Source organism: Amycolatopsis sp. NPDC058278 (genome assembly GCF_042881395.1).
GTDB lineage: Bacteria > Actinomycetota > Actinomycetes > Mycobacteriales > Pseudonocardiaceae > Amycolatopsis.
In genome coordinates this window covers 31,937-49,106 of sequence record NZ_JBHVXZ010000001.1, presented here as the reverse complement: position 1 = coordinate 49,106, position 17,170 = coordinate 31,937, and the positions used below count along the sequence as shown (strand labels likewise).

Sequence of the window (17,170 nt, the reverse complement as noted above, 5' to 3'; positions counted from 1 at the left end):
TCTAAGCAGCCTGCTGAGTTGCCGAAGTTTCCGGTTCGCTCCCTGGTGGTCCGGCGGCCGCGAGTAGCGCGCGGTCGTACTCGGCCTTCCACGTGATCCGCTCGGCGATCGCCCGCATGACCAGGTGCGGCCGGGGCGGGACCTGCGGGTCTCCGGGCTCGACCTTGCGCCACACGAGCCGGGCCGGGTCCGGTTGTGGCTTCTCGATCCCAATGGCGGCCAACGCTTGCGTGACGAAGGCTTTGCGGTCGGCTTTGTGGTCGTCGAGGGTCTTGCCCGACCACTTGCGCGATACCAGCACCCGCCGCCCCGGCAGCCCGAGCGTGGTGCGGCGGTGAGCCCGGCCCTTGCAGTGCCCCGGCGTGGTCTTGCTGCCCGCGCCCTTGGGCTGAATCCCGTAGAGCAGCCAGACCGCACACCGGGGCGAGCACGGGGTGACCGACAGTTCGGCGTGCAGCCGGTCGTGGTGATCCCGCAGCCGCGCCGTGTCCGCCTCGACCACCTCGCCGGTGGACTTGGTGAGGTACTTGGTCAGGTAGCCGATGTGGCGGCCGGCCTCTTCGGTCCCGCCGAGGATGCCCTTGGAGTGCACCTGCCGCCCAAAGGTCACCACGTGCGCCGGGACCTCCACCTCTTCCACCGCGTCGTCCCAGCTGGTCAGCGGCTCTCGGGTGTCCGGGTCGAGGAACGCGCGGGTGTCCGGGTCCCAGACTGGCAGCCGATCGACGTAGACGATCTGGTCGTGGTTGGGCCACCAGACCTGGTGGTAGGTGGCTTCGGTGACCTGGCGGATGACGTCGTGCGGGATGGCACCGCGGATCGCTGCGTGCAGGTGCGGAGCGGTCCGCTTTTGGGGTTCGACGGTGGCGAAGTACTGCGCGTCCCAGCCGACGACTCGACGGAGGTTCTGCCACCAGCGGTCCACCAGCGCGGAAAAGTGCACCGCGTCCCGAGCGGCCCGCCGGTAGTCGTACCGCGACGGGTCGACCGGTGCACCGTCGCGGACAGGTCCGTAGGAGTCGCAGGTCAGCGTGACGAACATGGACGGCCGAAACTTCCCCGCGTACTCCCTGCCCACGGTGGTCTTCGCGACCTTCTGCCGGGGCAGGTTCGGCGCGTCCTGCCGACGACGGGTCGACCGCTTCACGGCCCGTTTGGTCGGGACGTCGAGGGCGGGCAGCCGGCCCCGCATCCCGAGTTGCCGAAGTTCCGCATCGACCCCGGCGACCTCCTCCCTCAGCTCTTCGGCTTCGGCCTGGTCGTGCTCGACAACCTCCCGATACGCCGCCACCAGGTCCGCCCGGTAGGTCAGGAGCTCCTTGTGATCCTCCGACGGCAGCTCGGCGATGAGGTTGGGTTCCTCGGTCAGGTGCCAGCCCTCGCGGCACTGGGCCTGCCGAAGCGCCTTCGCCTTCCGAGCGCACGGCAGGCACACTGACTCCACAGTGGAGCCGCAGGGCACCGGGATGTAGCGAAGTTCGCCGGTCTCGGTGTCGCCGACCTCCATGGTGAAGGGGCGGACGCAAACGCCGTGCTTCTCCGCCGTCGCCCGAATGACGTCGGCCGCCAGCGGTGCCCGCATCCGTTCGGCCCGCGTCCCGGCAGTGGCCGGCTGGGCCTGTCCCTGGTCAGTCATCAGGCAGCCACCTCCCCGGAGCGGGACCATTGCCGGAGCACGAACACGGGCATGTCCTGCCGCGACCCGGCGGGCAGGTCCGGGAACAGATCCTCGGAGAAGTCGACCGCGCCGTAGACGCGGACCGGGACCCCGCAGGGCATCCGGCCGCTGACGATCAGATGCACCGACGTTCCAGCGGGTGTCCGCCAGATCTGCGCGGAGACCTCATCCAGCGTCTCGGCCCACGTCACCAGCGCCGACGCCACCTCGGACAGCACCCGACGGGCACCAAGCTGCACCCAGATCGGGTCCGAGCCAGACGTCACGTTCACCGACGCCACCGGACCCAACACGTGCAAGTCGAGGTGATCCCGGATCGCGTCGAGGAAGACCATGGTCGTGTTCACGCCGCCACCCCCTCGCCGCCGAGCACGGGCCGAGCTACGCCGCCGTTGGTGACGTAGTGCTCCAGCGCCTTGACCGTCTCGTCGGAGACCCACCCGGCGCGGATACGCAGGGGTTCGCGGATGCCTTCGCCCCACACGAACCCGACCCCGGCCTCGCTGTCTCCGATGCGGTTGGCCCACGCTCCCCGTTCATAGGCGCCATCGCCGAGGACCATGCCGACGTGCGTCTTGGAGGTCACCCGGAGGCAGACGCGCCGGGTGAACAGCTCCCGCACGGGCACGGTGTCCTTGGTCGGCTCCTGCACATAGCCGCGTACCGAGATGTTCAAGGCGCGGCCCTGGGTGTTGAGCAGCGCCACCCGTTCGACGATCTGTTCCCGGGTCTTGCGGTCGGTGTACTTGGTCAGCGCGCCGATCTCGTCGAACTCCAGCAGCTCTAGCGGGTACTCCGTGGACAGCGGGATCGTGCGGACCCGCCCGGCGAACTCCCGCTTCCGCGATTCCATCTCCTCTACCAGCCCGTCCAGCACCTCAAGCGCGTCCTTCCCCGACACCGCGTAGCGCGAGAAGATCCCCCGTCCGTAAGCCAGCTCCATGCCCTTCGGGTCGATCCCCGACATCCGCACCAGCCCGGACCGGATTGCCGGGGCCGCCGACACCAGCGGGCACCACATCACCGAGTTCTTCCCGGCACCCGAGGCGCCAGCGGTCAGGCAATGCGCGCCGGAGCCGAGCAGCGGCACCCGCCAGTCGTGGCCGTACTCCGTGCGCCCGGCCCAGACACGACGAAGGTCCACCGAGGACTCCTGTACCGCGACCAGGTCAGGAACGGCCGGGGAGGGCACGAGCGCCGCCAGCTGGTCCCGCCGCTGGAAGTCGACCGACACCACGTTCGGCTCCAGCTCCCGCACCTGACACCGCGCGACCTTCCGCGCCGACGCCAGCGCACGGGCAGCGTCGTCGAAGTCCTCCGGTTTCTGGCCCGGCACGAGCTGCACCCGGACCTCATCCCAGGACGGGCCGGAGCGGACGCCGAGAACCTTGGGGACCTGCACCCCAGACTGCCGAGCCGTCGCCCGCGACGCCTTGCGACGCCCCACCAGGTTCACGGTCACCTCCACCGGCAGCGCAGTGTCCCGGACGCTCAGGCCGCAGGCGTGCAGCCAACATGGAAGCTTGAGGTGGTAGACCGCCCAGCGCAGCCACCACGACCGCAACGGCCGGCCGCACCACTGGTCGAACGAGGTCACGTCGAGCAGCCGCCACACGCCGAGAATCAGCGCCAGGCCGCCGAGGTTGACCACGAGCCAGATCCAGCCGATCCACACACACCACAGATAGACCGCGATCACGGTCAAGCTGGTGCGCCAGTGGATCACGACCTGCGAAAACAGCCAGAACACGACCTTGCAGGCCCACCACAGGCCGACGAACACGACCACCATCGCCGCGAGCGCCTCAGCCATCGACGCCAAGGCCCGTCCGATCTTGGCCAGCACCCACACGGCGAGGCCGAGGCCGGCCAGAGCGATCACCAGCATCCCGGGAGAGGTCATCGCCGACCACCACCCAGCACTGCCGAGAGATCCAGCGGCAACGCACCCAAGCAAGGGGCGCACTTCGTCTCACCCGGCAGCAGCCGAGCGAACCGCTTGCATTCCGAGCATCGCGAGCGGGTGACCCCCACTGGCGATGGTTGCTTGTCATCGTCTAGCGTCTGCATTGTTCACACCTCGCGGTTGTGGACAGCGCAGGAGCGGCATGGTTGGTAGCCGAGTTTCCGCTTCTGCGCCTTACGGTTCCGCGTCACCCTCACGAGGACGCGTTTCATCGCCGCACGTCATAGCGTGCGTTTTTTACTTCTATCGTTGACTTCTTGTTCGTCTACACGGCACTATTCAGGCTTCGACTTGCTGCCCTGGATCTTTGCCGACACCTCCCCTGCCTGACGTCGTTCGTAGTCCGCCCAGTACAGGGCTTCGTGGTGGTGGCCTCGGTCGACATCGGCAACCGTCTCGTACATCCGCGCGTTCGCCTGACGAAATGCCAGCCACACGGACGGATTCGCGTCCGGTGCCGGGCGACGATCCGTCGCGATCTCGTGCGCGTCCCGCAGGGTGCGCGGCTTATCCGGCGTCTTCATCACGCACCAGCCGATCCGTCGCGCGGGCTTCGAGGAGTGCCGCCATGTCCTCCGCGCCGTCGCGGAGTTGACGAAGGAACCTCACGCACGCTGGCCACATCGCCGGGTCGTCCGGCGGCCGGAGCATCACCACGCACGGCGCCCCCGCGAGCACCAACATCGGCGGATGCGTCGGGTCCGAACCAGTCTCCTCGACCGTCAGTTCCGCTTCCGACCCGACGATCCACGTCACGCCGAACCCGTCCCACCCGGCTTTCACCGCGTCCCGCTTCTTGTCGTACGCCATGTCCCCGAACACTTTCCCCACGCCGCAGGCGGGTGTCCCACTTGTCGGCTTGAATCTCGAATGCCTCAGCAGCGGAGATGACGGCCGCCCGCGCCCAGGCCGGTAACGGAACTTCGGCCGCAAGATCACGCCAAGCTGCGGCAACCGCCCGCGACACCGGAGGCAAGTCGACATCCGACGCGCCCGCGTATCGCGCGTAGGCCAGTTCCCAAGCCCGTATCCGTTCCCACCGGCTCATGTGATCTCCCCTGGTCGTTGGGCCGAGTCGGCGCGGTCGAACTCCATGCGCGCCCGCCGCTCGAACTCCTCAGCCGCCACGGCCGACGCGTGCCGCGCCCATAACGGGGCAGCGAGATCGGCGGACAAGGCGCGCCACGCCACCGCGACCGCGTGGTAGGCGTGAGCAAGACGCCGCACTGCCGCCAGATCGTCAGATGTTGACCTCATCGCGGCGAACAGTGCGGACGTCTGCTCCGCGTACGCCTCGTTCCACCGAGCGACCGCCTCACGCGACGGCCGCCCCGCCATCACGCGGCCTTCTGCTGACCACTCTGGCCGGCCGGGGTCTTCGCGGCCTGCTTCGAGCCAGCACCACTACCCGGCTCCCGCATCCCGGTGGCCCGCAGCGCCCAGCCCTGGTATTTGAACTTCTCGCCCATGACGCGGGCCTCGACCGTCAGGCCCTCGAACACGACCGGCCGGAAGTCGAACCCCTCCATCGCGGCCGGGGGCGGGACGGGCTGGACCCGGTCGAGCAGGGTGACCGTGGCCGACTTGTCGCGGTCCTTCTCCGCCGACGGGTCGGTCACGGTGACCTTCCACTGCGGAAGGCCGGTCTGCTCGTCGATCTTCTGCTTGGGCTGCTTGCCCCGGGCCTTGTCCTCGTTCGAGACGTACTCCATGTCCGGGGTGACGGGGCCAACGATCGCCGCCCCCGCCGGGAACACGGCGTCGTGGTCGATCTCGAAGCGCGTTCCGCGCGGTACTGCCATGTCGGTTCTCCCTGGTCAGGCGCCTCACTCGGCGCTGCCTATCGTGGCTGACATGGTCAGGTTAGCCAGGTTGGCTAGCCAAGTCAAGCAAGACGAAAACGGTCTAGGCCGCTAGGTCGCCTAGACAGGCTCGCGTCGGGTCGGGGAGACTTGACTCGTGCCTTGGGCACCAGTCAAGGAAGGACGCACACATGGCACTCGACCCGGATGACCCGAGGCCGCCCTACGTGCAGGTTGCGAACGCTCTACGCGCAGCAATCCTGACCAGGAAGTTCACGCCGGGCGACAAGCTGCCATCGCGCAACGAGCTCGCGAAGACGTACAACGTCGCGCCGATGACCGTGCAGAACGCCATCCGTGAACTCCGCGACGAGGGCCTGATCGTCTCACGCCAGGGCAGCGGGGTCTTCGTCCGAGAGCGCACCGAACGTCCCGTCGGCCTCCGACCGCACATCGAACGCGCCTTCGAGGCCCAGGACGTCACGATCGACTTCGCCGGCTTCTCCGGCGAAACCCTGCACGGCGTCATCACCGAGCCACTGGACAAGATCCGCATCGGCCGGCTCCGGCCAGAGTCGATCACCGTCCGCCTTCTGGTGCCGGACCCGACCCAGCCGTGGTCCCTTCCGGTCACAGTGGACGAGCACGCCGACAGCCCACTGTTCCGGAAGCGCGCCGAAGAGATCATGCGGCGTCACACCCTGGCCATCGTCGACTCGGTGACCGAGCTCGGCGAACTTGGCCTGGTCAACAAGGCAACGGCGCAGGTCCGCGTACACCCGGCACCGCCGATGTTCAAGCTCTACCTGATCAACAACGAAGAGACGTTCTTCGGCTTCTACCCGGTCCGCGAGCACGTCATCAACTTCGGCGGCGAGACCCAGGCGATCTACGACCTCATGGGCAAAGACGCGATCCTCTTCCACCACTCGATCAACGACGACGACACCTCCACCGGCTCCCAGTACGTCGACCAGGCCAAGACATGGTTCGACAGCCTGTGGAACAGCGTCGCCACGGATTACCAGCGATGAGAGCCGCCGATGTGCTCGCACGCGCAGGCGCTCTATTCCTCGACTTCGACGGCCCGGTTTGCTCAGTCTTCGCAGGCATCCCCGCATCCACAGTTGCCGATCAGCTCCGAGGAGTGCTCGCAGACGGTGGGTATACCGACCTACCGGAGGCCGTTGCAACGAGTGACGACCCATTCGACGTCTTCTGCTACGCCGCAACACTTGGCGAAGATGAGGCCCGTTACGTCGAAGCCACCTTTACTGCACACGAGATCGAGGCCATCTCTAGCGCAACCCTTACCGAAGGCGCGCACGAACTCATTCACGTATGGCACGATTCCGGTCGGCCAATCGCGATCGTCAGCAACAACAGCACAACCGCTATCAATACCTATCTCGACCTGTACGACCTCCGCGCGTTAATCGACTATGTGTCCGCGCGGAACAGCCCAGACGCCGGGCTACTAAAGCCGAGCCCATATCTTCTTTATCGTGGGGCCGCAGAGCTTGGCGTCACCCCTGACAAATGCGCATTTATTGGCGACTCGATCACGGATATCGACGCTGCCCGCGCAGCCGGCGTGCAATCGATCGGCTTTGCCAACAAACGCGGCAAACGTGCAAAGTTCGCTGCAGCCGAGGTTGACGCAATTACCGACGAGATTACTGGACTAGCAACCCATCTAATAGAGACTCGACGAACCGATCTTCGCTAACATCCAATAGGATACGAAAACTAGGCATCTTGATCACTCAAGTAGTCTAGATCAAGAGCCACGGTTCGGTTCATATCAGCAAGCGAGAATTCTTCATCACTGGCAACTTCAGCACTGCCGCCCAGGAATCCGCCGATCGGTTCAACAAGCTGAGAAATCCAAGTCTCCGCCAAACGATGCCACAGAAAAGAAATAGCTTGGGTATCAGTTTCCCCCAGAAGCTTTTCCGCGATCTCAGATGAATTGCGAGATTTACCTTGGAACCACGTCCGAGCCGACGCTAGTGGCTTCGATTCTGTGAGATCTTCCGGCAGCTTCGGCAGCGTGCTGACAGGAAGAATGAAGTGAAACGTGCAAGAGAAGGTCGCCTCACCCCACGACGAATCCGGTTCAACTCTAACCTGACGAAGACGGGAAAAGAGGACTCCTTCCGCACTATTAGGCTTGCCGTGCCTGGAAGCCACCTTTTTTCGCAACTTCGACATTCCCTTACTAAATTCATCCGGAAACGCGAAACGCTGATACCTGCGCACTATTGTTCGCTGAAAGTTGCAAATTTCGCGATCCGTACTCCAAGCAGCCAACTTGTCTAGGTTTACCAGGAGGCCTTTCTCGATCGTCATTACACGATCAAGGTCAGCCACTGCATTCTTGGCAAACCAAGGCAAGGCCGCGTAACAGGTCAATTCGCCACACGCTGCCTGATCGGCCTGCTCCTGGGCCACGAGCAGTACCGGGCAGACTTCTACATAGGCCCTCTTCGAGGAGTCCCGGACAATATCGCAGGTTTGGCTTAGTAAGACGACAGCATCGACACTGGCAGTGAGACTACGAAGACCTGATCGACCAATTCGCGCAGACGCCTCTGACGAGAGATCCGTAGTGGGGCATGACAAATCTGCTACGTGTACGAACTTGCCGAACCTGGCGACGTCCCCCTGCCTCCACGACGTCAACCGTCGGTTAACCTCTTCCATATTCGAAGACCCGCTGCCTTCTCCCATGGACATGTCGACCACCACTCAGTCAAGTTCTTCGATGTTCAGCAAGGCACCATGCACATCGGGAGGACTTTCTCGCATGGAAACGCGCTGGCTTGGGTTAAAGTCGTCGACATGCTTCGGTTCATTATCCAATCGCCGGGCAAGCATCCTCTCGTAAGGCGACATTCCGCCGAGACGTGGAGCAAGCAGATGCGCGCGCGTTGAGGCAGGATCCCCCTTGTCTTCGCGCTCTAAAGTAGTACATACTCGCGAAAGGGTTCTTGCATTTGCGGAGCTTACCCGAGCCCCCTGGATCCAATTGTGTACGGTTCGACGGGAGACGCCGACAAGGCGCGCTATCTCGTCCCAAGTGAGACCGCTAGACGCATGCACACGCCGGATTGAGCTAGCGAATTCCCCTCGCCCCGAATCCTGCGAATCCTTGACGTTCGGCGAGTTTCGCCCTTTTTCATTACTGCCGCCACGGCTTGATGAAGGCGCAGCCGACTCTGCACGTAAAGTTCTCGTTATCGGAGTCGATGCAACGAATGACCCTACGTCCGTCACCACTCCCGTAAGCGCACTAAGCACCACGCCGGAAACGATACCTACTGCCGCAGGAGAACTTCCCTTTCGAATTCTTCTCGTCCTCTGACTAGAGGACGTAGCGTTACGCTTGACGAAATTGGCAGCTTGAAAGTCGATGTCGTCGACTTGCGAACTAGAAGTCGGCGCCTCTCCATAATAATAGACTTCCGCCATCGTCAACCGCCAAAGTTTTCGATGAACTCGTCTGTTACCAACCAGCGAAAGAGCCGATAAGACTTTTCCGCAAATTCGCGAGCTTGTGAGGTTAGTTCCCCGGAATCAAATTGAGTTCCGCCAGAAGAGAATACATCGATATCCAACATCCAATGTTCGACAGTAGGCGCCGATAGATCAGCATCTATTACGGCGCCCGCTGGCAGCCAACCCCATCGAGCTTGGATATTTGCACTTCCGTCCACAAACAAAGTATCACAAAGCGAGTGTCGCACTTTGACATCTTCGTGGGGAACCCCAAGTCCAGCCAAAGCGACCGGCTTAACCATTAGTTCCAGGCGGTCAAGGTCTTCGACTTCTTCGATTCGATTTACGTACCTGACGCCTAGACGATCGTAAACAGGCGGGGCATACGACTTCTGAGTTGCTTCAAGCAAATCACCAACCCTCTCCATGAAGTCACTCCGGCTGTTGTATAGCGAAGTCTCGATCGACACAAAGTTCTGAGCTAACACGATTCGCCAGTTGTTGTGAACATCTGACATGGTCCACGTCTTCTCAGCATCCTGTTGCTGAGATACACCGTCCGGCCCCAGGACAAGTACGGTCCCGGTCTGCTCACGAGCCACCGGATACTTCGGGGCCAGTAGGTTCCTTGCCGCTTCCACCGTTGCTGGACCAAAGCTCAACGGCTTGGGAAATCGAACTTGACAGACCACCTTCACCAGGGGCGCCCTGGAGAGCGGAGCCTCATCAACCGGACCAGCGAACGGATGCATCATGTCTCCCCGCGACGGTGTATGCTCATCGTTCACACTCTACTTCACATGCTACTTCACATAGGGTGTTCTAGACCATAGCGGTCGTGCGATCGACATCTTCGAAGAAGGTGTCGATCTCTGACGTCACGCGTTTATGCAGGTCAGCTGCCGAATTTGGCTCTATGGGATCAAGGCGCCGCCAGCGGCGGCGCGCACGTCACCTGCCGTACGGCGGGCCCACCGCACGCGGCACGGACGACCTGCCGCTCCGCTTCGGCCGCCGGCCGCCGGGTGGGCCCGCCGCATCGATCGATCGCATAGCGCGCCGCCGCTGGCAGCGATCAGCTCATCGGCCTAGTTACGGCAGAGACGCACGCTGGCAGGGTCGAAGCCATGCCGCCCTCTGACCGCGCTACAGCAGACGCTCACGCCGCAGCAGCACGTCAGGCCATCGAGCAGGGTAGGAGCAGCGCCGACCCGATCAGTCTGGCCACAGCCGAAGCGCTCCTAGCCGTCTTCCACCAGCTCAAGCACATGGATGACCACTCGGTCGCCTCCGACCAGGTATCCACTCTGATTGGGGCCATCGACACGCTCACCTACAAGCTCCCTGATCACTAGCGGCCGGCACCCCGAAGCCGGATCATGACAACGGCCGGTAGCACCGCGTCAAGGCGGGAAAGCGTGCCTTGACCCGGCACCACCGACCGCGTGCTGGCTTCGTATCGGGGTGACGGGGGAGGTCTGGGTGGGGCACTGGCCATGCCATTAGCGTGCCATTCAGGCCGGTCAACCAAGGTCAACAGCGGGTGCCACGAGGTAGCCCCGTCCGCAGGTCAGGGCCACTTTCGAGCATGATCACCCTGGTTCCCAAGCTGAATACGCGGGTTCGATTCCCGTCATCCGCTCTCATCGAAACCCCGGGCCTTCTGTCCGGGGTTTTCGCTTTCCATTCTCGCCCGCAATTGCGCCGCGTGGGGAGCGGGCAAACCGGTTTCCACCGCGCGGGCCAGCGCCTCGAAGGCCGACGCGGAACCCATGCGGTGCAACAACTCCGCTCGTGATGCGTGCCACCACGGGTAATCGTCCAGTCCCGCCAAGGCGTCCACCAGCGCCAATGCCGAGGCAGGCCCGTCGCGTTCCGCCACCGCGGCCGCCCGGTTCAAGCGGACCACCGGGGTGTCCTGGACCGACAACAACACGTCGTACCAGGAAATCACCGCGTCCCAGTTCGTCTCTTCGTACGTCGGGGCCAAATCGTGGCATGCCGCTATCGCCGCCTGGACCACGTACGCGTTCGGTACCGACGGTGTCCGGCGCAAGCCGCGGGCGACCAGCTCGACGCCCTCCTTGATCAACGATGCGTCCCAGGACGAACGGTCCTGCGCGGAGAGCAACACCGGTACGCCCGAAGAGAACCGTGCGAGACGGCGGGCGTCCTGCAGCAGCACCAAAGCCAGCAGCCCCAGCGCCGTCGGCTCGTCCGGCATCAGGGAAACCAGCATGCGCGCCAGCCGCACGCCCTCCGCGAGCAGTGAAACCCGGCCCGTGTAGCCCTCGTTGAAGATCAGGTACACCGTCGACGCCACGCCGGCCAACCGCGCCGGCAGCTCCTCCGCCGACGGGACCCGGTACGGGATGCGCGCCTGGGCGATCTTCTGCTTCGCGCGCGTCAGCCGCTTCGCCATCGTCGCTTCGGGGACCAGCAGGCCCCGGGCGACCTCCGCCGTCGACAAACCGCCCAATGTCCGAAGCGCCAAAGCCACCTGGGCGTCCAGCGACAACGCGGGGTGGCAGCACGTGAAGACCAGCCGCAGCAGGTCGTCGCGGACCACCACCGGGTCGGGGCACGGGTCGACGTCGGGCATCGCGATGGCCTCCTTCCCCTGCCGCTTCGCCTCGCGGCGGACCACGTCCACCGCGCGGCGGCGGGCCGCGACCAGCAGCCAGCCCCGGGGGTTGCCGGGGACGCCGTCGCGCGGCCACGTCTCCAGCGCGCGCACGACGGCGTCCTGAACCGCGTCTTCGGCCAGGTCGACGCTGCCGGTGACGCGGACCAGCGTGGCCAGTACCCGGGTGCCCTCGTCCCGGACCAGCCGCGCGACCGCGTCCCCGGCGCCGGTCACTTGCCGAAGTCGACGACCGGCCGGACCTCGATCGCGCCGTCCCAGGCACCCGGGATCCGCGCGGCGACCTTGACCGCTTCGTCGAGGTCGGCGCATTCGAGCAGGTAGAAGCCGGTGAGGGCTTCCTTCGTCTCCGCGTACGGGCCGTCGCTGGTGACGAGGTCGCCGCCCTTGCCGCCGGTGACGCGGACCGTCGTCGCGGTCGCCGTCGGGTACAGCGCCGCGCCGCCGCGGATCACCGCGGCCGCCCCGGCGCCGAACTCGTCGTAGTCCTTCATCATGTCCGTGGCCTCGGGCGTGGTCGGGTCGATGTCGGAGGCGTAGATGATCGCGGCGTACTTGGGCATGCGGTGCTCCTCGCGGGTCCTGACCGGCTCTGGTCGCCGGTTCTCACTGTAAGGACGAACGGGCGAAGCCGCGCCGGGACACTTGTCGGGAAGAAAGTCCGGCGGGCAGGGTGAACGCATGGGAGAGCCCGCGCTGTTCGGTCCGGACTTCGATCGCGACCCCTCACCCGCCTACGCCTGGCTGCGCGAACGACCGCCGCACCGGCTCGGCTTTCCCACCGGCACCTGGGCGTGGCTGATCACGCGGTACGACGACGCCGTGACGGCGCTCAACCGACGAGCTGATCGACGCCGTCGAAGCACGCGGGCACGGCGATCTCGTCACCGACCTCGCCTACCCGCTGCCGATCGCGATCATCTGCGACCTGCTCGGGGTGCCCGAGTCCTACCGCGAGGACGTGCACGAGTGGTCGCTCGTCATCGACTCCGCCGACGACACCGACGGTTCGAAGGTCCGCGAAGCCACCGACGTGCTGGAACGGCTGGTGACCGAGGTCGTCGAGGCCAAGCGCACGACGCGCGGAACCGACCTGATCAGCGACCTCGTCGCCCAGGAAGCCACCGGCACGCTCTCCGCGGACGAGGTGACGTCGACGGCATTCCTGATCCTGATCGGCGGCCACGAGACGACCGTGGGGCTGATCGCGACCGGCGCGCTCGCCCTGCTGACCCACCCCGGCGAAGCAGCAAAAGCAAGAACCGACCTCGCCCACCGCGCCGCCGTCATCGAGGAGACGCTCCGGCTGCACGCGCCGCTGCAGAACGCGACCTGGCGGTTTCCCACCGAGAACGTCGAGATCGGCGGCCGGCTCATGCGGCCGGGCGACCCGCTCCTCGTTTCGGTGCTGGCCGCCGACCGCGACCCCGCGGTCTTCGCGGAGCCGGACGCCTTCCGGCCGGGACAGCGGGCCGGAGAACGGCGGCACATCGCCTTCGGCGCCGGACCGCACCTGTGCATCGGCGCGGCCCTGGCCCGGCTGCAGGCCGACATCGCCTTCGAGACCCTGCTCAGGCGCCTTCCGGCGGCCCGGCTCGCGGTACCCGAAGAGGAGCTCACCTGGTGGCCGAGCCCGATCACGCGCGGGCTCTTCCACCTGCCCGTCCAGGTCTAACCCTCGACGAGCTCCCAGTCGGAGTCCGGCGTGGCGCGGTCGTACACCTGGCCCGGCGCGGCCTTGAGCACGCTGCGCACGTCCGGGTACAGGTTCGCCACGTGCTCCAGCTCCAGGCCCTCGACCTCGAAGTCCTCCGCTTCCGGGACCTCGAAGCCGACGAACAGCCACGTGCCGTCCTGCTCGCGGACGACCTGGCGGACCGCGCGCACCGGCCGCTGCGGGCCGGTCGGGATCTCGGTCAGGCCGCTGCTGATCTGGGCTTCGTCGTCCGGCGAGCCCTCGTACTCCCAGGCCGCGCGGCGCTGGGCGAGCAGCCGGACGTCCTCGTCCTCGTCGTCGGAGCCGGTCACCGACGAAAGCAGCCACGTGCGGCGCTCCGGGTCCCAGTCGGCGGCCATCCCGGTCGGCAGCTCCGCCAGCGCACCCAGCTGCGGCAGCAGTTCGACGGCTTCGCGCAGCGACATCTTGCCGAAGCTCTCGCGGTTGACCAGCACGTCGTCGGACAGCTCGGTGCCGTCGCTGATGAACCAGTCGTCCTCGTCGTCCAGTACGACGAAGCCCAGCGCGTCGGGGTCGTTCACGAGAGCCAGCGCGATGATGACCGGCCCTTCCGGGTCCTGGCGCAGCGGCCATGCGGTCGACATGCGCCATATCCCACCATCGGTGCGGTGCGGGCGGGGAGCCGGGGTCACCCGGTCGGTTAATTCATCATTTGTTGATATCGTGGGTGTCATGGTGCTGCCCAAGGGACTCGCCCGCTTCAACCGCGTGGTGACCAACCGGATCAACAAGTACTTCGTGAACTGGGCGCCGGGCTTCGGCTTGCTCGTCCACAAGGGACGGAAGTCCGGCCGGGAGTACCGCACCCCGCTGAACGTCTTCCGCACCGCCGACGGCTTCGTCGTCGCGCTCACCTACGGGCCGGACACCGACTGGGTGAAGAACGTGCTGGCCGCGGAGAGTTGCACGATCATCACCCAGCGGAAAAATTACCGCGTGCACTCACCCCAGCTCGTGCATGATGAGTCACGCCGAGCGATGCCGACGCCCGTGCGCCAGTTGCTCGGCCTGCTGAACGTCCACGACTTCCTGCTGCTGAAGCGGGACTAGGGAGAGAAATGCTGCTCGAGGGGGAACTCGTCCGGCTGCGCGCGCTCGAACCGGAGGACGCGGACAAGATCTATGGCTGGGTGAACGACCCCGAGGTCGGCCGGTGGATGAACAACGATCACCCGCTTTCGCTGGCCCAGGTGCGTAAGCGCTGCGAAGATCGCGCGGTCAACACCTACGAGAAGGTCGTCCTCGGCATCGAAGCCAAGGCCGAGCGAAAGCTCATCGGCCTCATCGACCTGCGCGACGCCGAGCCCGAGGTCGGCGAGGCCTACCTGGACGTCTACGTCGGCGACGCCGAGTACCGCGCGGGTGGCGGCTACGGCACCGAAGCGCTGCGCCTGATGTGCCGGTACGGCTTCGACAACATGCGGCTGCACCAGATCACGCTGTGGGTCGTCGCCGAGAACGAGGTCGCCCGGCACGTCTACCGCAAGATCGGGTTCGTCGAGGAGGGCCGGCACCGCGAGGCGTTCGTCGGCCTCGACGGCGAGCGCCACGACATGATCCTGATGAGCATGCTCAAGGGCGAGCTCAAGTGGTGAGCCGCTTGGGCGCCTTCAGCCGCCACGCCTCTTCGAGCAGCTCTCGCAGCTGATCGACGTCCACGCGGTCCAGGTCGACGATGATCGAGCCGTACCCGTCGTAGTGCGGGGTCGTGAAGAAGGCCGCGTCGCCGGAATCCAGCAACGCGGCCTTCTCGTCGTGCCCGCACAGCACCACCAGGCCGCCTTCGGCCTCGGTGCGCAGCCGCGCGAACCCCTTGCCCGCCACCTTCAGCGCGGGCGTGCGGTACCAGGTCGACGCCTCCACCTCCGGCAGCCCGGAGGCGAGGCGCACGACGTCTTCCCAGGTCGTCATGGATCCATTGTCGACCCGGTGTCTTGCAAAAACGGGAACTACGGCAGGCGGGTGATCCGGTCCGCCGCGGGCGGGGCCAGGTTCGGGTGGGCACCCAGGTAGGCGACCAGGGCGTCGAGGTCCACCGGGCCACCCGACAGGTCCGTGCCCTTGGTGAACTCGGTGAAGCCGTCCCCGCCGGCGGCGAGGAAGTTGTTCACCGACACGCGGAACGTCGCCGCCGGGTCGACCGGCGTGCCGTTGACCGTGATGTTCGAGACCCGCGAGCCGATCGGCGCGGACGCCGAGTAGCTGTAGTGCAGCGAGCTCGAGATCTGCAGGATCTTCGTGCCGGCCGCGGTCCACTGCTGTTCCAGCACGTTCTTCAGGTTCGCGCCGGTCAGCGTGATCGTCTGCATGATGTTCGAGAACGGCTGGACGGTGAACGCCTCGCCGTAGGTCACCACGCCGTCGCCCTCGCCGTTCGCGGACGACTTGTACGTCAGGTCGGCGCGGATGCCACCCGGGTTCGTGATCGCGATGACCGGGTTGTTCGACTGCGTGCCCTCGAGCTGCGCGTCGGCGATGACGTCGCCGAGCGGGGACTCACCGGCCGCGTTGCCCGCCGCCGGCAAGTCGGCGGTGATGGTGCCGACCTGCTTGTTCGCGATCGGCGCCGACTTGGTCTTCGCGTCGGCGACCAGCGCGGCCACGGCCGGGTCCGGGGTGACCGTGCGGGTGACGATCTCGTTGAAGGCCTTGGTCTGCGAGCGCACGACGTCCCGCGTCTTGCGGCTGATCTTCAGGTCGACCACCGACAGCAGCCTGCCGAACGACGAGCCCTGGATGACCGGCCGCGGCTGGCCGGCCGGGTCGTTGATCACGCAGTTGTACTGCTGGTGGCTGTGCCCGGTGAAGAACGCGTCGACCTTCGGCGTCACCGCGGCCGCGATCGCGGCGGCCGGGCCGGGGCGCAGCTTGCAGTCGTTCGGGCCCTCGACCTCGGTGCCGTCGCCCTGGTGCATCAGCACGACCTGGGCCTTGACGCCGAAGAAGTCGAGCAGGTTCGACGTGCGGTTGATGGCCTCGACCTCGTCGCCGAACTTCAGGCCCTTGATCGCCTCCGGCGTGACGACGGACGGCAGGTCCTTCAGCGTGGCGCCGATGACGCCGACCGGCACGCCACCCTCGAACTTCACGGTGAACGGCAACAGCGCGGGCAGGCCGTTGGTGAAGTACACATTGGACCCGATGAAGGGGAAGTTCGCCCCCTTGAAGGTCTTCTCGAACTGGCAGCCGTCGGTCGGGTGGCAGCCGCCGAACTGCATGCGCTGCAGTTCCTTGTAGCCCTCGTCGAACTCGTGGTTCCCGACGACGGACGCGGAGACGCCCAGCATGTCCAGGAAGTCGATGGTCGGCTCGTCGTGGAACAACGCCGACGTCAGCGGCGACGCGCCGATGTTGTCACCGGCGGACACGACGAACGAGTTGGCCACCTGCGCCCGCAGCTGCTTCACGTGCGTGGCCAGGTAGGCGGCCCCGCCGGCGTCCACAGTGGTCCCGTCCGACTGCACCACGCGCCCGCTGGAGCCCGACGGCGGCTCCAGGTTGCCGTGCAGGTCGTTGAACCCGATGATCCGGACGTCGGTGGTGGGATCCGGGCGCTGGCCCGCGGACGCGGGTGCGGTGGTCACCGCCGTGGTCGCCAGCGCGGCCGCGGCGAACACCGCGAGCCGGGTCGAAAGCCTCATGAGTGTTCTTCCTCCGATTCGCGCCCCAGGTCCCCGAACGGGCGCACGGCGGAGGATTCTGCCTCGCGAAGCAGTCACCTACCAGGGTCAAAAGACGGACGTGCTGTGCGATTGTTACCAATCCGACCGGCAGCCACGGCGGAACAAGCCCCGTTGAGCGGATTCACTCCGGTCTGTTTCCGCCTACTTTCGGCCGGATT

At 65.8% G+C, this 17,170-nt stretch carries 19 protein-coding genes; 5 read left to right on the top strand and 14 right to left on the bottom strand.

Translation table 11 applies throughout. From position 1 onward, the window contains the following. Position 1: 1 nt before the first annotated feature. The 6 genes from ACFVYA_RS00245 to ACFVYA_RS00220 form a co-directional block, all read right to left on the bottom strand. Positions 2–1,636 carry a replication initiator gene (locus tag ACFVYA_RS00245; protein ID WP_387040593.1) on the bottom strand — a complete coding sequence of 545 codons (1,635 nt, stop codon included), beginning with the start codon at positions 1,634–1,636 and terminating at the stop codon, positions 2–4. After that, positions 1,636–2,025 carry a hypothetical protein gene (locus ACFVYA_RS00240; protein WP_387040590.1) on the bottom strand — a complete coding sequence of 130 codons (390 nt, stop codon included), beginning with the start codon at positions 2,023–2,025 and terminating at the stop codon, positions 1,636–1,638. The genes ACFVYA_RS00245 and ACFVYA_RS00240 overlap by 1 nt, the downstream gene beginning before the upstream one ends. Continuing rightward, positions 2,022–3,581 (bottom strand): FtsK/SpoIIIE domain-containing protein, encoded by a 1,560-nt coding sequence (locus ACFVYA_RS00235; RefSeq protein WP_387040587.1) that lies wholly within the window; start codon positions 3,579–3,581, stop codon positions 2,022–2,024. Before ACFVYA_RS00235 ends, ACFVYA_RS00240 begins: the two co-directional genes overlap by 4 nt. A gap of 338 nt (positions 3,582–3,919) precedes the next feature. Further along, positions 3,920–4,168 (bottom strand): AMED_5909 family protein, encoded by a 249-nt coding sequence (locus tag ACFVYA_RS00230; RefSeq protein WP_387040956.1) that lies wholly within the window; start codon positions 4,166–4,168, stop codon positions 3,920–3,922. Further along, entirely contained in the window at positions 4,152–4,454 is a 303-nt protein-coding gene (locus ACFVYA_RS00225) for a hypothetical protein (protein WP_387040584.1), read from the bottom strand. Before ACFVYA_RS00225 ends, ACFVYA_RS00230 begins: the two co-directional genes overlap by 17 nt. Positions 4,455–4,981: 527 nt before the next feature. After that, on the bottom strand, positions 4,982–5,446 hold the full coding sequence (locus ACFVYA_RS00220) for a hypothetical protein (protein ID WP_387040581.1): 465 nt from the start codon (positions 5,444–5,446) through the stop codon (positions 4,982–4,984). A gap of 191 nt (positions 5,447–5,637) precedes the next feature. Between ACFVYA_RS00220 and ACFVYA_RS00215 the strand changes: the two genes are divergently transcribed. Together ACFVYA_RS00215 and ACFVYA_RS00210 are read left to right on the top strand one after the other, a co-directional pair. Beyond that, positions 5,638–6,480, top strand: a complete 843-nt coding sequence (locus ACFVYA_RS00215; RefSeq protein ID WP_387040578.1) for a GntR family transcriptional regulator — start codon at positions 5,638–5,640, stop codon at positions 6,478–6,480. Continuing rightward, positions 6,477–7,175 carry an HAD family hydrolase gene (locus ACFVYA_RS00210; protein WP_387040576.1) on the top strand — a complete coding sequence of 233 codons (699 nt, stop codon included), beginning with the start codon at positions 6,477–6,479 and terminating at the stop codon, positions 7,173–7,175. Before ACFVYA_RS00215 ends, ACFVYA_RS00210 begins: the two co-directional genes overlap by 4 nt. A 20-nt stretch (positions 7,176–7,195) precedes the next feature. Here the strand turns inward: ACFVYA_RS00210 and ACFVYA_RS00205 are convergent, their stop codons facing one another. The 5 genes from ACFVYA_RS00205 to ACFVYA_RS00185 all read right to left on the bottom strand — a co-directional run bounded on the left by ACFVYA_RS00205 (position 7,196) and on the right by ACFVYA_RS00185 (position 12,154). Beyond that, the gene (locus ACFVYA_RS00205) at positions 7,196–7,900 is read right to left on the bottom strand and encodes a hypothetical protein (RefSeq protein ID WP_387040573.1); all 705 of its coding nucleotides are present in this window, start codon (positions 7,898–7,900) and stop codon (positions 7,196–7,198) included. A 297-nt stretch (positions 7,901–8,197) separates the two neighbouring features. Then, positions 8,198–8,920: a helix-turn-helix domain-containing protein gene (locus ACFVYA_RS00200; protein ID WP_387040953.1), complete on the bottom strand. Its 723-nt coding sequence runs from the start codon at positions 8,918–8,920 to the stop codon at positions 8,198–8,200. 2 nt (positions 8,921–8,922) lie between these two features. After that, positions 8,923–9,735, bottom strand: coding sequence for a TIGR04255 family protein (locus ACFVYA_RS00195; RefSeq protein WP_387040570.1), 813 nt, complete (start codon positions 9,733–9,735; stop codon positions 8,923–8,925). 845 nt (positions 9,736–10,580) lie between these two features. Beyond that, positions 10,581–11,807: an RNA polymerase sigma factor gene (locus ACFVYA_RS00190; RefSeq protein ID WP_387040568.1), complete on the bottom strand. Its 1,227-nt coding sequence runs from the start codon at positions 11,805–11,807 to the stop codon at positions 10,581–10,583. Continuing rightward, entirely contained in the window at positions 11,804–12,154 is a 351-nt protein-coding gene (locus ACFVYA_RS00185; RefSeq protein WP_285987345.1) for a YciI family protein, read from the bottom strand. The genes ACFVYA_RS00190 and ACFVYA_RS00185 overlap by 4 nt, the downstream gene beginning before the upstream one ends. Before the next feature lie 374 nt (positions 12,155–12,528). On the opposite strand from ACFVYA_RS00185, the gene ACFVYA_RS00180 reads away from it, so the two are divergent. Continuing rightward, complete coding sequence (locus ACFVYA_RS00180) at positions 12,529–13,266, top strand: cytochrome P450 (RefSeq protein WP_387040566.1); 738 nt, start codon at positions 12,529–12,531, stop codon at positions 13,264–13,266. On the opposite strand, the gene ACFVYA_RS00175 is transcribed toward ACFVYA_RS00180, so the two are convergent. After that, positions 13,263–13,913 carry a hypothetical protein gene (locus ACFVYA_RS00175; RefSeq protein WP_387040563.1) on the bottom strand — a complete coding sequence of 217 codons (651 nt, stop codon included), beginning with the start codon at positions 13,911–13,913 and terminating at the stop codon, positions 13,263–13,265. The two genes, ACFVYA_RS00180 and ACFVYA_RS00175, sit on opposite strands and share 4 nt — an antisense overlap. Positions 13,914–14,001: 88 nt before the next feature. On the opposite strand from ACFVYA_RS00175, the gene ACFVYA_RS00170 reads away from it, so the two are divergent. Together ACFVYA_RS00170 and ACFVYA_RS00165 are read left to right on the top strand one after the other, a co-directional pair. Further along, positions 14,002–14,379 carry a nitroreductase family deazaflavin-dependent oxidoreductase gene (locus ACFVYA_RS00170; RefSeq protein ID WP_387040560.1) on the top strand — a complete coding sequence of 126 codons (378 nt, stop codon included), beginning with the start codon at positions 14,002–14,004 and terminating at the stop codon, positions 14,377–14,379. An 8-nt stretch (positions 14,380–14,387) separates the two neighbouring features. Beyond that, positions 14,388–14,924, top strand: a complete 537-nt coding sequence (locus ACFVYA_RS00165; RefSeq protein WP_387040557.1) for a GNAT family N-acetyltransferase — start codon at positions 14,388–14,390, stop codon at positions 14,922–14,924. Here the strand turns inward: ACFVYA_RS00165 and ACFVYA_RS00160 are convergent. Together ACFVYA_RS00160 and ACFVYA_RS00155 are read right to left on the bottom strand one after the other, a co-directional pair. Continuing rightward, positions 14,914–15,240: an MmcQ/YjbR family DNA-binding protein gene (locus ACFVYA_RS00160; RefSeq protein ID WP_387040555.1), complete on the bottom strand. Its 327-nt coding sequence runs from the start codon at positions 15,238–15,240 to the stop codon at positions 14,914–14,916. The genes ACFVYA_RS00165 and ACFVYA_RS00160 overlap by 11 nt on opposite strands. A gap of 38 nt (positions 15,241–15,278) precedes the next feature. Beyond that, positions 15,279–16,970: a bifunctional metallophosphatase/5'-nucleotidase gene (locus ACFVYA_RS00155; RefSeq protein ID WP_387040552.1), complete on the bottom strand. Its 1,692-nt coding sequence runs from the start codon at positions 16,968–16,970 to the stop codon at positions 15,279–15,281. Positions 16,971–17,170: the final 200 nt, after the last annotated feature.

What these genes read in the sequence shown, in the direction of transcription:
- ACFVYA_RS00165 (WP_387040557.1), top strand. Translation starts at nt 14,388, where the DNA reads ATGCTGCTCGAGGGGGAACTCGTCCGGCTGCGCGCGCTCGAACCGGAG.
- ACFVYA_RS00215 (WP_387040578.1), top strand. Translation starts at nt 5,638, where the DNA reads ATGGCACTCGACCCGGATGACCCGAGGCCGCCCTACGTGCAGGTTGCG.
- ACFVYA_RS00160 (WP_387040555.1), bottom strand. Translation starts at nt 15,240, where the DNA reads ATGACGACCTGGGAAGACGTCGTGCGCCTCGCCTCCGGGCTGCCGGAG.
- ACFVYA_RS00170 (WP_387040560.1), top strand. Translation starts at nt 14,002, where the DNA reads ATGGTGCTGCCCAAGGGACTCGCCCGCTTCAACCGCGTGGTGACCAAC.
- ACFVYA_RS00245 (WP_387040593.1), bottom strand. Translation starts at nt 1,636, where the DNA reads ATGACTGACCAGGGACAGGCCCAGCCGGCCACTGCCGGGACGCGGGCC.
- ACFVYA_RS00185 (WP_285987345.1), bottom strand. Translation starts at nt 12,154, where the DNA reads ATGCCCAAGTACGCCGCGATCATCTACGCCTCCGACATCGACCCGACC.
- ACFVYA_RS00200 (WP_387040953.1), bottom strand. Translation starts at nt 8,920, where the DNA reads ATGGCGGAAGTCTATTATTATGGAGAGGCGCCGACTTCTAGTTCGCAA.
- ACFVYA_RS00175 (WP_387040563.1), bottom strand. Translation starts at nt 13,913, where the DNA reads ATGTCGACCGCATGGCCGCTGCGCCAGGACCCGGAAGGGCCGGTCATC.
- ACFVYA_RS00210 (WP_387040576.1), top strand. Translation starts at nt 6,477, where the DNA reads ATGAGAGCCGCCGATGTGCTCGCACGCGCAGGCGCTCTATTCCTCGAC.
- ACFVYA_RS00220 (WP_387040581.1), bottom strand. Translation starts at nt 5,446, where the DNA reads ATGGCAGTACCGCGCGGAACGCGCTTCGAGATCGACCACGACGCCGTG.
- ACFVYA_RS00225 (WP_387040584.1), bottom strand. Translation starts at nt 4,454, where the DNA reads ATGGCGTACGACAAGAAGCGGGACGCGGTGAAAGCCGGGTGGGACGGG.
- ACFVYA_RS00155 (WP_387040552.1), bottom strand. Translation starts at nt 16,970, where the DNA reads ATGAGGCTTTCGACCCGGCTCGCGGTGTTCGCCGCGGCCGCGCTGGCG.
- ACFVYA_RS00235 (WP_387040587.1), bottom strand. Translation starts at nt 3,581, where the DNA reads ATGACCTCTCCCGGGATGCTGGTGATCGCTCTGGCCGGCCTCGGCCTC.
- ACFVYA_RS00230 (WP_387040956.1), bottom strand. Translation starts at nt 4,168, where the DNA reads ATGAAGACGCCGGATAAGCCGCGCACCCTGCGGGACGCGCACGAGATC.